At 62.5% G+C, this 15,148-nt stretch carries 8 protein-coding genes and 1 pseudogene; 7 read left to right on the top strand and 2 right to left on the bottom strand.

All coding sequences use genetic code 11. The annotated features are described in order from the left end of the window. Positions 1-324 precede the first annotated feature (324 nt). From JN403_RS01150 to JN403_RS01130, 5 genes are all read left to right on the top strand, one after another. A complete protein-coding gene (locus tag JN403_RS01150; protein ID WP_205484856.1) occupies positions 325-1,416 on the top strand; it encodes a DUF2333 family protein in 1,092 nt (363 codons plus the stop codon). A gap of 3 nt (positions 1,417-1,419) precedes the next feature. Beyond that, positions 1,420-1,965 (top strand): NUDIX hydrolase, encoded by a 546-nt coding sequence (locus JN403_RS01145; protein ID WP_205484855.1) that lies wholly within the window; start codon positions 1,420-1,422, stop codon positions 1,963-1,965. 163 nt (positions 1,966-2,128) lie between these two features. Next, the gene (locus JN403_RS01140; protein WP_122533743.1) at positions 2,129-2,500 is read left to right on the top strand and encodes a translation initiation factor Sui1; all 372 of its coding nucleotides are present in this window, start codon (positions 2,129-2,131) and stop codon (positions 2,498-2,500) included. A 183-nt stretch (positions 2,501-2,683) separates the two neighbouring features. Further along, positions 2,684-4,597, top strand: coding sequence for an arginine decarboxylase (speA, locus tag JN403_RS01135; protein ID WP_205484854.1), 1,914 nt, complete (start codon positions 2,684-2,686; stop codon positions 4,595-4,597). Positions 4,598-4,687: 90 nt separating this feature from the next. Further along, positions 4,688-5,581, top strand: a complete 894-nt coding sequence (locus JN403_RS01130) for an alpha/beta hydrolase (protein ID WP_205484853.1) — start codon at positions 4,688-4,690, stop codon at positions 5,579-5,581. Here the strand turns inward: JN403_RS01130 and JN403_RS01125 are convergent. After that, positions 5,571-6,911 carry an MATE family efflux transporter gene (locus JN403_RS01125; RefSeq protein WP_205484852.1) on the bottom strand — a complete coding sequence of 447 codons (1,341 nt, stop codon included), beginning with the start codon at positions 6,909-6,911 and terminating at the stop codon, positions 5,571-5,573. The two genes, JN403_RS01130 and JN403_RS01125, sit on opposite strands and share 11 nt — an antisense overlap. Before the next feature lie 139 nt (positions 6,912-7,050). On the opposite strand from JN403_RS01125, the gene JN403_RS01120 reads away from it, so the two are divergent. Continuing rightward, positions 7,051-11,973, top strand: coding sequence for an alpha-2-macroglobulin (locus JN403_RS01120; RefSeq protein ID WP_205484851.1), 4,923 nt, complete (start codon positions 7,051-7,053; stop codon positions 11,971-11,973). Positions 11,974-12,121: 148 nt separating this feature from the next. Here the strand turns inward: JN403_RS01120 and JN403_RS01115 are convergent, their stop codons facing one another. Beyond that, a complete protein-coding gene (locus JN403_RS01115) occupies positions 12,122-12,415 on the bottom strand; it encodes a hypothetical protein (protein ID WP_074890469.1) in 294 nt (97 codons plus the stop codon). A gap of 161 nt (positions 12,416-12,576) precedes the next feature. On the opposite strand from JN403_RS01115, the pseudogene pbpC reads away from it, so the two are divergent. Then, positions 12,577-14,912, top strand: a pseudogene (pbpC, locus tag JN403_RS01110) (peptidoglycan glycosyltransferase PbpC). Positions 14,913-15,148: the final 236 nt, after the last annotated feature.

Raw genomic sequence — 15,148 nt, 5'->3', positions numbered from 1 at the left:
CCCCCATACCAATGCTGGCGCTATGCTAGCACTAGTTTTCTCAAGTCAGGATGCCGCACGTCAATTTCTCGTTATTTTTGACGGTTATGGCCGTCAAATATTTAGCTTTTGAAGTGCCTGGTTTGTCTGCAGCGAATGCGAACCGCCAGGTGGAAGGCAGGACCGGCATAGGCCCGGGAGGCATCGGAAAAGGCGATGCAGGATTAAGAGTCCGATTGACTCGATTGCTAAACAAATGCACTTGCCACCACATTCCTGCCAAACGCACCTTGCTGTAAGGTTGCGGTCAGAAGCACTGAATTCCGTGATTGAAAGGACAAGGCCATGCTGGATTGGAAGAAGCGCTCGGGCAGCGCGGGAACTGAACGCGCTGACGAAAAGCCCATGGGCAAGGCGTCGCGCGGTTATTGGGGCGGCCTGTTGTTCAGTCGCGCCGTCGGGGCTGTGGTGGGTATTTATCTGGTTGTCACCGTGGTGCTCGGCATCTGGTGGAGCAGCGAGCCGCCCCTGTTTCCAGTCCAGCAGCAAGCCCAGGCTGCTGCGCAAAGTGAAGGCAAGCAGATGGTGCTGGGCTACACCACGGTCGAGACCCTCAAGACCGTCGCGTCTACCTTGCTGGATAAACCGGGCGGTTACATTTCCAACGATCGTTCGCCGCCTGGCCTGTGGATGGACAACATGCCGAGCTGGGAATACGGCGTGCTGGTTCAGGTCCGGGACCTGAGCCGTGCCTTGCGCAAAGACTTCGCTCGATCTCAGTCCCAATCCGCCGAAGATGGCGACCTGGCGCGCGCCGAGCCGCTGTTCAACTTCGACAACAAAAGCTGGGTGCTGCCTTCCAGCGAGTCCCAATACCGCGACGGCATCGCTGCGTTGAGCCGCTACCAGGCGCGTCTGTCTGACCCGAATCAGAAGGGCGCACTGTTCTACACACGTGCCGACAACCTGAACAACTGGCTGGGCGACGTCGGTACACGTCTGGGCTCCTTGTCCCAGCGGCTGTCCGCCAGCGTGGGTCGGGTCAAACTGAACAGCACCCTGAAAACCGAGGCGCAGTCCACGGTCACGGTCAAGCCGGGAGAAGTCCCGCAGGTTGACGAAGAGATTGTCGAAACCCCATGGATGCAAATCGACAACGTCTTCTATGAAGCACGCGGTCAGGCTTGGGCGCTGTCGCACTTGCTGCGCGCGATCGAGGTCGATTTTGCCGATGTTCTGGCGAAGAAGAATGCAACCGTGAGCGTGCGTCAGATCATTCGTGAACTGGAGGCCTCGCAAGAGCCGATCTGGAGCCCAATGATCCTCAACGGCAGCCCTTTCGGTATCTTCGCCAACCACTCGCTGGTCATGGCCAACTACCTGTCCCGTGCCAACGCGGCGGTGATTGACCTGCGTCAGCTGCTGTCCCAAGGCTGATCGGTGAATGTTTCCAATCAAGAGGCTGCGCACCGTGCGGCCTCCGATGCCGAGCTGATTGCCTGGGTTGATCGTCACGATCAAGTCCTCGGCGCGCTGCCCCGGGCAGAGCTGCGTGAGCGCGGACTTATCGGACGCGGCACCTACATTCTTCTGTTCAACTCGGCGGGCGAGCTGTGTGTGCATCGACGCACGCTGAGCAAGGCGATCTATCCCGGGTATTGGGATGTGGCGGCGGGCGGCATGGTGCAGGCCGATGAAAGCTACGAGCTTTCGGCGGCGCGCGAGCTCGAGGAAGAACTGGGCGTTCCTGGCGTACCGCTTATCCCTCATGAACGTTTCTTCTTCGATCAGCCGGACAACCGACTGTGGTGCGCGGTGTTCTCGGCGGTTTGGGACGGGCCGCTGAAACTGCAGCCGGAAGAGGTGCTGGAAGCGCGCTTTCTGCGCATCGAGCAAGTACTGCGCCAAACCACCGAAAAGCCTTACTGCCCTGACTCGCTGGCCGCCTTCAAGCGCTATTTGGAAGGCGTCGCAAATGTCCCGTAAATTGGCGCATATTTGCACTTAGCATCTGCGACATTTGCCGTTACACTGCGCGACTTTTCACGCCGGACCGCCCTCGCGATCCGGTTGCGCTGCCCCTGCCTGAGTGGGGCTTCGCGGTCGGCTCCCGTCGGCCAGACTTCGCTCCTCAACAAGAGGATTGCCGGTGGCCAAAAAAGCCGCATCCTTCGCCGCCCTCGGTGGCCTGGTATTTTCAACCGACGCCGGTCGGCATTGTCCCGACTGCCGTCAGCCCGTCGACGCCTGCACCTGCAAACGCACACTCATCCCGGAAGGTGATGGCATCGCTCGCGTGCGCCGTGAAAGCAAAGGCCGTGGCGGCAAGACCGTCACGACCGTCACCGGCGTTCCGCTGGCCGAGGACGCGCTCAAGGACCTGGCAAAGACCCTTAAGCAACGTTGCGGAACCGGCGGCGCGCTGAAGGATGGCGTGATCGAAATCCAGGGTGACCACGTCGAAACGCTGTTGGCCGAGTTGGTCAAGCAGGGTTTCAAGGCGAAAAAGTCAGGCGGTTGAGCCAACGGTTTCAAGCCCGTTTATTTTTGTCGTCGGTCTGGCCGCAGTCATCCCTGCAAACTCTGCTGCGCAATGCGGGTCTATTGCCCCACAGCGAGCAGGCGCCAAACCGTCATTTCCACGCTCTACACTGCGCCCAGCCGGTCAGGCCGGGGCTTTATGACTTTTCTATAGGGGACTTTGATGTCCGTACGACGCACACGCAAAGACGATGGCAGCCAATGGACCGTGGCAGACAGCCGCAGTGTCTACGGGATCCGTCATTGGGGGGCCGGTTATTTCGCAATCAATGAGGCCGGCCGCGTTGAAGTTCGCCCCAACGGGCCGACCAGCTCGCCCATCGATCTTTACGAGCAGGTCGATCAGCTGCGCAAGAGCGGCTTGTCCCTGCCATTGCTGGTGCGTTTCCCAGACATTCTGCAGGACCGGGTGCGCCAACTGACCGGTGCATTCGATGAGAACATCGCCCGCCTGGAATACCAGAGCAAATACACCGCGCTGTACCCGATCAAGGTCAACCAGCAAGAGGCGGTGGTGGAAAATATCATCGCCACGCAAAACGTTTCCATCGGCCTCGAAGCCGGCTCCAAGCCTGAGCTGATGGCCGTGCTGGCCCTGGCGCCGAAGGGCGGCACCATCGTCTGCAACGGTTACAAGGACCGCGAGTTCATTCGTCTGGCCTTGATGGGTCAGAAGCTGGGCCACAACGTCTTTATCGTCATCGAGAAAGAATCCGAAGTCGAACTGGTCATCGAAGAAGCCGCCGAGCTGAAAGTCGCGCCGCAAGTGGGTCTTCGCGTGCGCCTGTCGTCCCTGGCTTCCAGCAAGTGGGCCGACACCGGTGGCGAGAAGTCCAAGTTCGGGCTGTCGGCCGCGCAATTGCTGTCGGTCGTCGACCGCTTCACCAAGGCAGGGCTTGATCAGGGCATTCGTCTGCTGCACTTCCATATGGGTTCGCAGATCGCCAACCTGGCCGACTACCAGCATGGTTTCAAGGAGGCAATTCGTTACTACGGCGAGCTGCGCAACCTTGGCCTGCCGGTGGATCACATCGACGTGGGCGGCGGTCTGGGTGTCGACTACGACGGCACGCATTCGCGCAACGCCAGTTCGATCAACTACGACATGGACGATTACGCCGGTGTCGTGGTCGGGATGCTCAAGGAGTTCTGCGACGCGCAGGGCCTGCCGCATCCGCACATCTTCTCGGAAAGCGGCCGCTCGCTGACCGCGCACCACGCCATGCTGGTGATCCAGGTCACGGACGTCGAGCGTCACAACGACGAAGTGCCGGAAATCACCGACAAGGAAAGCCTGCCGGAAACCTTGCAGTGGCTGATCGACCTGCTCGGCCCGACCGACATCGAAATGGTCACCGAGACCTACTGGCGCGCCACGCACTACATGAGTGACATCGCTACCCAGTATTCCGATGGCAAGATCACCCTGGCGCAAAAAGCCTTGGGCGAGCAGTGCTACTTCGCGGTGTGCCGCCGTTTGCACAACTCGCTGAAAGCCCGTCAGCGCTCTCATCGTCAGGTGCTCGACGAACTCAACGACAAGCTGGCCGACAAGTACATCTGCAACTTCTCGGTGTTCCAGAGCCTGCCGGACACCTGGGCGATCGATCAGGTGCTGCCGATCATTCCGCTGCATCGTCTGGACGAGGAGCCGCTGCGTCGCGCCGTGCTGCAAGACCTGACCTGCGACTCCGACGGCAAGATCAATCAGTACGTCGACGAGCAGAGCATCGAGACCAGCCTGCCGGTTCACTCGTTGAACGAAGGCGAGGACTACTTGCTGGGCGTGTTCCTGGTCGGTGCCTATCAGGAAATTCTGGGCGACATGCACAACCTGTTTGGTGACACCGACTCGGTGAACATCTATCAGAACCAGGATGGCAGCGCGTATTCGGCCGGGATCGAAACCCACGACACCATCGAAGACATGCTGCGCTACGTGCACTTGTCGCCGGAAGAACTGATGACCCATTACCGGGACAAAGTCGCCAGCGCCAAGATCACCCCGCGCGAGCGCACCCAGTTTCTGGACGCCTTGCGTCTGGGTCTGACGCGGTCTTCCTACCTGTCGTCGTGATGATGTAGCGACTTCCAAAAACGGGCCCTTGTGGCCCGTTTTCGTTGTCTCCACCGTCAGGCGTCTTTCACTGTTTCGGGAGCATGAACGATGATCAAACTGGCGCTCAAAGCGGTGTTCGCCGCCTGGCTGATGACCTTGTTGATGGCCTGCTCGCCGTTGAAGGTGCTCAACGCGTTTAACCCGGGCGACACGTTCAGCAGAACGTCCGATCTGGCGTACGGCCCGGACCCGCGCAATAAACTCGACATCTACACGCCCAAAGATGCAGCGCCGGACGCGCCCATCGTTGTGTTTTTCTATGGCGGCAGCTGGATCAGCGGATCGCGGGGTGATTACGCCTTCGTCGGTGAGGCGCTGGCGTCCCGGGGCATCGTTGCGGTACTTGCCGATTACCGGTTGTACCCGCAAGTGCATTATCAGGAGCTGCTGCAGGACAGCGCCCAAGCGGTGGGCTGGACCCACGCGCACATTCGTCAGTTCGGCGGTGATCCGGCAAAGTTGTACGTGATGGGCCACAGTGCCGGGGCTTACAACGCGGCGATGCTGGCTCTGGATCCGCAGTGGCTGGCGGCGGCGGGCACGACACCTTCCATCATCAAGGGCTGGATCGGTCTGGCCGGGCCCTATGATTTTCTGCCCATCGAAGACCCGGAAGTGAAGCCAGTGTTTTACTTCCCGAATTCACCGCCCGACTCGCAGCCGATCAACCATGTCAGCGCCGCGTCACCGCCGGCGTTGCTGATCGCTTCCGCCGATGACACGGAAGTGAACCCGCAACGCAATACGGGGGGCATGGCCAGTCGTTTGCGCGCTCAGGGCGTGTCAGTGCGTGAGGTGTATTTTTCCCGCACCAGTCACCGCACGTTAGTGGGTGCACTTGCCCGCCCATTACGCAGCTTGGCGCCGGTACTGGAGGAGGTCGCAGCGTTTATCCACGCCCAGGATCAGGCGCAGGTGTCGAGCGTCTCGGTCAGCCATTGAACCAGGCGCCGCTGCGGTTGAGCTTCAACGCCAGATACCCCAGCGTCAGCGCCCTTAATGCCATGAAAAGCAAAAACGCCAGCCACAGACCATGATTGCCGAACCCGCTTGCCAGCCAGGCGAACGGTGCGGTGATCAATGCAGTGACGACCATCGCGTTGCGCATCTCGCGGGCACGGGTGGCGCCGATGAACAGGCCGTCGAGCAAGTAACTCCAGACCGCTACAAAGGGCAGCACGGCAAGATAGGGCAGATAAACGAAGGCGATGTCGCGCACTGCGGTGATGTCGGTTTGCATCTCGATGAACAGGTGCCCGCCGAGCAGGAACAGCCCTACAAACGCGACGCTGCACATCAGCGACCAGCCTCCGGAGACATTCAACGAGCGCCGCAGCGCGTCGCGATCCCGTGCGCCGATGGCGTGCCCGCAGAGGGCTTCGACGGCATGGGCCAGTCCGTCCAGCGCGTGGGCCATCAGCAGCAGCCCATTAAGCAGCAGCGCATTGGCGGCCACAGTGGCATCGCCCAGTCGCGCGCCTTGCACCGTGATCAAAAAGAACACCGATTGCAGGATCAGGCTGCGAATGAAGATATCGCGATTGACTGTGAGCAGTGGTCGCCAGCTCTGCCAGCGCTTGAGCGCGGACACTGCCAGCTGCCCCGGGTATGCGCGCAGACCTCTGTGGGTGAGGGCGAGCCCAAGGAGGGCGCCGGTCCATTCGGCGATAACCGACGCACGTGCGCTGCCCACCACGCCCCAGTCCAGGCCCATGACGAACCACAGGTTCAGGGCGATGTTGACCAGGTTGGTGGTCAGCAGAATGGCCAGCGGCGCTCGGGCGTTCTGCAGCCCGAGGAACCAGCCCACCAGCGCGTAGCTCGCCAGCGCTGCCGGCAATCCAAACAGCCGCGTATGGAAGAAATCGCGGGTCAGCTCGTTGAGATCGTCCGAGGGCTGCATCATTTCCAGCGCCAAGTGCTGGAAGGGCAGGCCGATCAGCCCCAGCAGCACGGAAAATCCCATCGCCAGCAGCAAGCCCTGCAACAGCACCTGACGCAGCGCCGCGCCGTCGTTGCGCCCGGCGGCCTGGGCCGCGAAACCGGTCGTGCCCATGCGCAGGAAACCCATGGCCCAGGCGAGAAAGCTGTACAGCGTGCCGCCGACCGCCACAGCGCCGAGCTGGTGGGCGTGGGGCAGATGGCCGATGACCGTGCTGTCCACCAGTGAAACCAGCGGCACGGAGATATTCGACAGGATCATCGGCGCCGCCAGCGCCCACACTTGCCGATGCGTCGCACGCTGACGCCAGTCGTTGAAAAAGTTGGACATGAAGGCTCCCGGGCAAGCGCGCGAGTGTAGCGAGAACAAACGCACAAACCCACGGTCTATCTGCGCGCCGCACTTTACGATTGCCAAAGCGGTGCTATAAGTTCTGCTCCCTCATCGCTGTCGTCCAAATGAGTGCCTCATGCTAAACAAAGGATTGTTCCTGGCCTGCGCGCTGGTACTGCTCAGTGCCTGCGATTCCTCTTCGTCCGATAAACCCGCGCCTGCTGCTGCCACACCTCCTGCTGCGGTGGCTTCGTCAAGCACCGAGTCGGCGAAGCCCAAACCGGCAGTGGACATTCCCGCGCTAAGCAAGCGTTACGCCGGGCGCGAGTTGACGGTGGTGGACGTCTCCGAAGTTCAGCTCGATGGCGCCAGCACGCTGTCGTTGAGCTTCTCGGTGCCGTTGAGCCCCGATCAGAAATTCGCTGAAAAAGTGCACGTGGTCGACAGCAAGGACGGCAAGGTGGATGGGGCCTGGGAGCTGTCGGACAACCTCATGGAGCTGCGCCTTCGTCACCTCGAGCCCAAGCGCAAGCTGGTGCTGACCATCGACCCGGGGCTGGTGGCGGTGAACAACAACACCTTGGCAGCGGAGTATTCCGCGCGGATCGAAACGGCTGACCTGCAAGCGACCGTGGGATTCGCCAGTCGCGGCAGCCTGCTGCCGACCCGGCTCGCGGAAGGCCTGCCGGTGATTGCCCTCAACGTCGATAAAGTCGACGTCGAATTCTTCCGCATCAAGCCTGAGTCATTGCCGGCGTTTCTGGGTTCGTGGGAAGGCTCGTCCAGTCTGGAGAGTTACCAATCCAAAGAATTGTTGCCCTTGGCCGATCTGGTCTACAGCGGCCGTTTCGACCTGAATCCTGCGCGCAACACCCGCGAGACCGTGCTGCTGCCGATCTCGGGCCTCAAACCGCTGCAGCAACCGGGCGTTTATCTCGCCGTGATGCGCGCCTCCGGGACCTACAACTACACCCAACCTGCCACGCTGTTCACCCTCAGCGACATCGGTCTGTCGGCGCACCGTTACGCCAATCGCCTGGACGTCTTCACCCAGGCGCTGGAAGGCGGCAAAGCCCTGAGCGGCGTCGACGTCGAGCTGTATGACGAGAAAGGCCGTGTGATCGGCCAAGGCAAGACCGACAACGCCGGCCACGCCGAGCTGCCACTGCCGGCCAAGGCTGAAGTGCTGCTGGCCCATCAAGGCGAGCAGAGCAGCATGCTGCGTCTCAACAGCGCCGCGCTGGATCTGGCGGAATTCGACATCACCGGCCCCAAGGCCCACCCGCTGCAATTCTTTATTTTCGGCCCGCGCGATCTCTATCGCCCGGGCGAAGTGGTGCTGCTCAACGGTTTGCTGCGTGACAGCGACGGCAAGAGCGTGAAGCCTCAGCCGATCACCGTGGAAGTGCGCCGACCGGATGAGCAGGTCAGTCGCAAGTTCGTGTGGGACGCTGACGCCACCGGGCTGTATCAATATCAATTGCAGCTGTCGGAAGAAGCGCCGACGGGTCGCTGGCAACTGGTGTTTGATCTGGGTGACGGCAAGCCGCAGCTGTATGAATTCCAGGTTGAGGACTTCCTGCCAGAACGCATGGCCTTGGAACTCAAGGGCAGCGACACCCCGCTGGCGCCCGATGCGCCGTTCGATGTGGCGATTACCGGTCGTTACCTCTACGGCGCACCCGCGTCGGGCAATCGCCTGAACGGTCAGCTGTATGTGCGCCCGCTGCGTGAAGCGGTGCCCGGCCTGCCGGGTTATCAGTTTGGTTCGGTGACCGAGGAAGACCTCAAGCAGGACCTGGAAATCGAAGACAGCACGCTGGATGCCAACGGCAAGCTCGACCTGAGCATCGACAGCCAATGGGCCAAGGCCCGTTCGCCGCTTGAGCTGGCGCTGCAAGCCAGTTTGCAGGAGTCGGGTGGGCGTCCGATCACGCGGCGTCTGACCCAGCCGGTCTGGCCCGCTGACGCAATGCCGGGCCTGCGTGGCTTGTTCGACGGCGAAGCCACTGACGGCGATGGCCCGGTTGAGTTCGAAGTGCTGATGGCCGACGCCCAGGGCCACAAGCTGGCCGCCGACAACCTCAAGGTGAGGCTGGTGCGCGAGCGCCGCGATTACTACTGGAACTATTCCGACAGCGATGGCTGGAGCTACCACTTCAACGAGAAGTTTCTCAACCTGTCTGAAGAAACCCTCAGCGTGAAGAAGGACTCGACGGCGAAAATCAGCTTCCCGGTCGAATGGGGCCCGTACCGCGTCGAAGTCGAGGATCCCGCCACCGGCCTGATCAGCAGTGTGCGTTTCTGGGCCGGTTACCGCTGGCAGGACAACGCCGAAGGCGGCGCCGTGCGTCCCGATCAGGTCAAGCTGGCGCTGGACAAACCGGCCTATGCCGACGGCGACACCGCGAAAGTGACGGTGACGCCGCCGTCGGCGGGCAAGGGCTATCTGTTGGTGGAATCGAGCGAAGGGCCGCTGTGGTGGCAAGAGATCGACGTGCCCGCCGAAGGTAAAACCTACGACATCCCGATGGACAAGAAATGGGCGCGGCATGACCTCTACGTCAGCGCGCTGGTGATTCGTCCAGGCGAACGCAAAGCCAACGTCACGCCGAAGCGGGCCGTGGGCGTCCTGCACCTGCCGCTGGACCGCTCGCAGCGCAAGCTGGCGCTGACCGTCACGGCACCTGAAAAAATGCGGCCCAAGCAGCCGCTCAAGCTCAACGTCAACGCGAAGAATGCAGACGGCACGATCCCGAAGAGCGTGCATGTGCTGGTCGCGGCCGTGGACGTGGGCATTCTCAATATCACCGAGTACGCCACGCCGGATCCGTTCGCAGCGATGTTCGGGCGCAAGGAATATGGCGCCGATCAACTGGACATTTACGGGCAGTTGATCGAGGCCGGGCGTAATCGTCTCGCCAGCCTGGCCTTCGGCGGCGACGCGGCGCTGGCCAAAGGCGGCAAGCGGCCGGAAACCAGCGTCACCATCGTCGCCCTGCAAAGCGCGCCGGTGACCCTGAACGAGCAGGGCGACGCGGAAGTGAGCGTCGACATCCCGGATTTCAACGGTGAGCTACGGATCATGGCCCAGGCCTGGACCGATGAGCGCTACGGCATGGCGGAAGCCAAAACCGTGGTGGCGGCGCCGCTGATTGCCGAGCTGTCAGCCCCGCGTTTCCTGGCGGGGGGCGACCAGACCAAGGTGGCGCTGGACCTGTCGAACCTGTCCGGCAAGGCGCAGAAGCTCAACGTGCAAGTCGTGGCGGAAGGGCAGTTGAGTCTGGCTGAAGGTGACGGCGCCAAAGCCATCAGCCTGAATCAGGGGCAACGCACCACGTTGCAGATTCCGGTCAAGGCGCTGGGCGGTTTTGGTCAGGGCGTCATCCGGGTCACGGTCAACGGCCTGGTCCTGCCGGGTGAGAACCTGCCGGCGTTCAGCCGCGAATGGACTATCGGCGTGCGCCCTGCGTACCCGGCGATGCTCAAGCAATACCGCGCGGTGCTCAAGGATCAGGCGTGGAGCCTGCCGGAGGGCGCCCTTGAGGCATTCGAGCCAGCGGGGCGCGAGGCGCTGCTGTCGGTGTCGAGCCGTCCGCCGCTCAACCTCGGCGAACAGATTCGCGCGCTCAAAGCCTATCCCTACGGTTGCCTGGAGCAGACCACCAGCGGCTTGTACCCGTCGCTGTACGCTGACGCCGCGACGCTCAAGCGTCTGGGCCTGGAAGGCGAGTCAGATGCCGAGCGCAAGCGCAAGATCGAACTGGGCATCGAGCGACTGATCGGCATGCAGCGTTACAACGGCAGCTTCGGCCTGTGGGCGGCGGACGGCGAAGAGGAATACTGGCTGACCGCGTACGTCACCGATTTCCTGCTGCGCGCCCGCGACCAAGGCTTTGCCGTGCCGCCGGATGCGCTGAAGAAAGCCAACGAGCGGCTGCTGCGTTACTTGCAGGAGCGCAATCATATCGAGGTCAACTACAGCGAAAACGCTGAGCACACCCGCTTCGCCGTGCAGGCCTACGCCGGTCTGGTGCTGTCGCGCAGTCAGCAGGCGCCGCTGGGTGCGCTGCGCAGCTTGTTCGATCGCCGCAGCGACGCGCGATCGGGCCTGCCGCTGGTGCAGCTGTCCATCGCGCTGGAGAAAATGGGCGACAAGCCACGCGCCGATCAGGCCTTGCTCGCAGGGCTGGCGGCGGGTCGCAAGGTCAACGACTGGCTCGCCGATTACGGCAGCCCGTTGCGTGATCAGGCGTTGATTCTGTCACTGCTGGAAGAAAACAAACTGGCACCGGACAAGGTCGAAGAGCGGCTGTTTGCGCTGTCTGATCAGGTCGCGGCGAACCGCTATCTGTCGACCCAGGAGCGCAATTCCCTGTTCCTCGCCGGTCGCGATCTGCTCGGCAAACCTGAAGCCAAATGGGCGGCGACCTTGACCAGCGGCAGCAACAATCGCGAGCTGAGCAACGATCAGCCGGGCGTCAAACTCGACAGCTCAGTGCTGGCCGCGCCGTTGACGGTGCAGAACACCGGCGGCGACACGCTGTATCAGCAGATGACGATCTCCGGGTATCCATCCCAGCCGCCTGCGGCCGGGGAGAATCTGTCGATCAGCCGTGATTACCTGGGCATGGACGGCGCGGCGCTGAACCTCAATGGGCTGAAGAGCGGTGAACTGGTCTTGGTGCACCTTGAGATCAAGGCCAAGGAGCGCGTGCCGGATGCGTTGGTAGTGGATCTGCTGCCCGCAGGTCTGGAGATCGAAAACCAGAATCTGGCGCAGAGTTCGGCCAGTCTGGAAGACGCCAGTGAGTCGGTGAAACAGTGGCGCGAATCGATGGAAAACGCTGGGGTGAAGCATCAGGAATTCCGTGGCGATCGTTATGTGGCGGCGGTGGATCTGGAGGGTTTCAACACGGTGCACCTGCTGTATCTGGCGCGGGCTGTGACGCCGGGCGTGTACCGCGTGCCGCCGCCGCAAGTGGAGTCGATGTATCGGCCGAACTGGCAGGCATTGGGCGAAGCGCCGGCGCAGTTGGTGGTGAAGGGCAAGAAATAGGGATTACGCTGATGATCGCTCCCACGCTCTGCGTGGTAGCACCTGGGTCGACGCTCTGCGTCAGGGGACGCGGAGCGTCTTGGGCTGCGTTCCCACGCGGAGCGTGGGAACGATCAGCGCCGCGCGGGAACGATCAGCATCAACGCGATCAATGAATAATCCAGCTCAACAGCCACAACCCCAGAAACAGCCAGATGATCCCCATGATGATCGAGGCGCGCATGAAGGCGCGGATCGCTGAATACAGCAGCATCAACCCGACGATCAGGGCCACGATGCTGACGATTGAAGTGTCCATGCCCAGCGTGCGCGACAGGCCATCAACGAAATTGCCGCCCGCGTGAGTGAACATGTTGAACAACCAGCTTAAGCCGTCGACGACGAAGCGGATCACGGCGCCAATCACTTGGCCGAGCCATTCGAAAACGCTTTCTACCTGCATATCTGCTTCCTGATGAGGGGCGTGGACCAAAAACGGCATTGCTCGCTTTGGCTGTCGATTGTCCGGGCGAGTTCCCTGTCGGGTAAAGGCTTTCTGTGAAGATCACCCGATTATTGCTACGGCCGACCTCCTCGGGATTGTGGGAGCGAGCTTGCTCGCGAATGGGGCGACGCTTTGCCCGCGCGTGCGCTTGGCTCCTCGGCAGCCTGCTCAGCGTGTGCCTGCTGCTCTGGCTCGCTGACCGGATCTGGCCGCTTCCCCTGCCCAAGGACGATCTGGCCCGAGTGGTGCTCGCTGAAGACGGCACGCCGCTGTGGCGGTTCGCTGATGCCAATGGCGTCTGGCGCTACCCGGTGACGGTCGATCAGGTGTCGCCCTATTACCTCGAAGCGCTGCTGACCTACGAGGACCGCTGGTTCTATCAACATCCTGGCGTGAACCCCATGGCGCTGGCGCGCGCCGCCTGGCAAAACCTCAGCGGCGGCCACGTGGTGTCGGGGGCAGCACGCTGTCGATGCAGGTGGCCCGATTGCTTGACCCGCATTCGCGCACGCTGGCGGGCAAACTCCGACAGCTCTGGCGCACCGCGCAGCTGGAATGGCACCTGTCCAAACAGGACATCCTCGTGATGTACCTCAATCGCGCGCCGTTTGGCGGCACCTTGCAGGGCGTGGCCGCCGCGAGTTGGGCCTACCTGGGCAAGTCCCCGCAACAACTGACCCGTGCCGACGCGGCGCTGTTGGCGGTTTTGCCTCAGGCGCCGAGTCGTCTGCGTCCGGATCGCCACGCGCAACGCGCCCAGGCCGCACGGGACAAAGTGCTGCGGCGTCTGGCCGAGTTCGGCACGTGGCCCGAAGGTGCGGTTGATGAAGCGCTGGAAGAACCGCTGCTGCTCGCGCCTCGTCAGGAACCGAGCCTGGCGCCGTTGCTGGCCCGGCGCCTGAACCGCCCGAACAGCCCGCCGCTGATCCGTACCACGCTGGACGCCGGTCTGCAGCGACGTCTCGAAGACCTGCTTCTGGGCTGGCGCGCGCGTTTGCCTGAGCGCACGTCCGCGGCGATTCTGGTGGTGGAGGCGCAGAACATGGCCGTGCGCGCCTACGTCGGCTCGGTGGACATTGGCGATGCAAAACGCTTCGGTCATGTCGACATGGTCAGCGCGCTACGTTCCCCCGGCTCGACGCTCAAACCCTTTCTCTACGGCAAGGCCATCGACGCCGGCCTGATCCATTCCGAGTCCTTGCTGCAGGACGTACCGCGGCGCTATGGCGACTATCGTCCCGGCAATTTCTCCTCAGGGTTCAACGGTGCGGTGGCGGCGAGTTCGGCGCTGTCGATGTCGCTCAATCTGCCGGCGGTGCAGCTGCTGGAAGCCTACGGCCCGAAACGCTTCGCCGCCGAGTTGCGCAACGGCGGCGTACCGCTGACCCTGCCGCCTCTGGCCGAACCCAATCTGGCGCTGATTCTGGGCGGTGCAGGCAGTCGGCTGGAAGACCTGGTCGGCGGCTACAGCGCTTTCGCCCGGGGTGGGCGCAGCGCGGACATTCGCTTGCAGCCCGATGACCGTCTGCGTGACCGGCCGATGATGTCGCCGGGCGCGGCGTGGATCATCCGACGCATTCTCAGCGGCCAGTCGCGGCCTGATCTCGATCCCCATGCCGAGCTTGTGCAGCGTCCGCAACTGGCCTGGAAAACCGGCACCAGTTACGGCTTTCGTGACGCGTGGTCGATTGGCGTCGGGCCGAGGTTTCTGATCGGCGTGTGGATCGGCCGGCCCGACGGGACGCCGGTGCCGGGCCAGTTCGGCTTGGCGTCGGCAGCGCCGCTGATGCTTCAGGTTCACGATCTGCTGGTGAATCGCGACGCCCAGCGCAACATCCTGCCGCCCGTGTTGCCGGTGCCGCTCAACGTAGGCGTTGCGGCGATCTGCTGGCCGTTGGGGCAGCCGATGAGCAAAAGCGATCCGAACTGCCGGCGTCAGCGTTTCGCCTGGACTCTGGATGGCACGACGCCGCCGACCTTGCAGGCGACCGATCAGCCGCTGGGGTTGGGGCTCACGGAGAAAGTCTGGCTGAACGATAAGGGCCTGCGTGTCGCGGCAAGTTGTCCACAGGCTCAACCCAAAGACATCGCCCTCTGGCCTGCGCCGCTTGAGCCCTGGCTGCCGAAGAATGAGCGACGCGAGGCACGTTTGCCGGAGGTAGACCCGTCATGCCCGCCCCAGGGGCTGAGCCTGGCACCGCCGTTGTCGGTGGTGGGCGTGCGAGAGGGCGATCAGTTGCGCTTGCCAGCCGGCAGTCAGCAGCTGTTGCGGCTCACGCTGTCAGCGCTGGGCGGAAGTGGTCGACGTTGGTGGTTCATTGATGGCACGCCGGTGGGCGACACCGCCAGTCAGGACAGCTACACCCACACCTTTACCCGCTTGGGGCGCTACCAACTCAGCGTGCTGGATGAAAGCGGACAGACCGCCCGGGTGGAGTTCAGTGTGGTGGATTGAGGCAGGGTACCTTCCACTTGAGATGTGTCTGCAGCGAGAAAGCGCGATGTCGGCGGACGCCGCAGATGTATCTGCTGAAGCACTGATTGTGGGAGCGAGCTTGCTTGCGAATGAGTGCTACATCCACTAAATCTTCGGCGGCCGTAATGCCGTCTTCGTGAGCAAGCTCACTCCCACATAACGTGCGTTGGCTGGGCGGAAGTGGCATGCCATTACAGCAGGTATGGGCCAGGCAC

This window comes from Pseudomonas sp. 15A4 (assembly GCF_016925575.1).
GTDB lineage: Bacteria > Pseudomonadota > Gammaproteobacteria > Pseudomonadales > Pseudomonadaceae > Aquipseudomonas.
The sequence above is the reverse complement of the archived record's forward strand: the minus strand, read 5'-3'. Positions and strand labels throughout refer to the sequence as shown.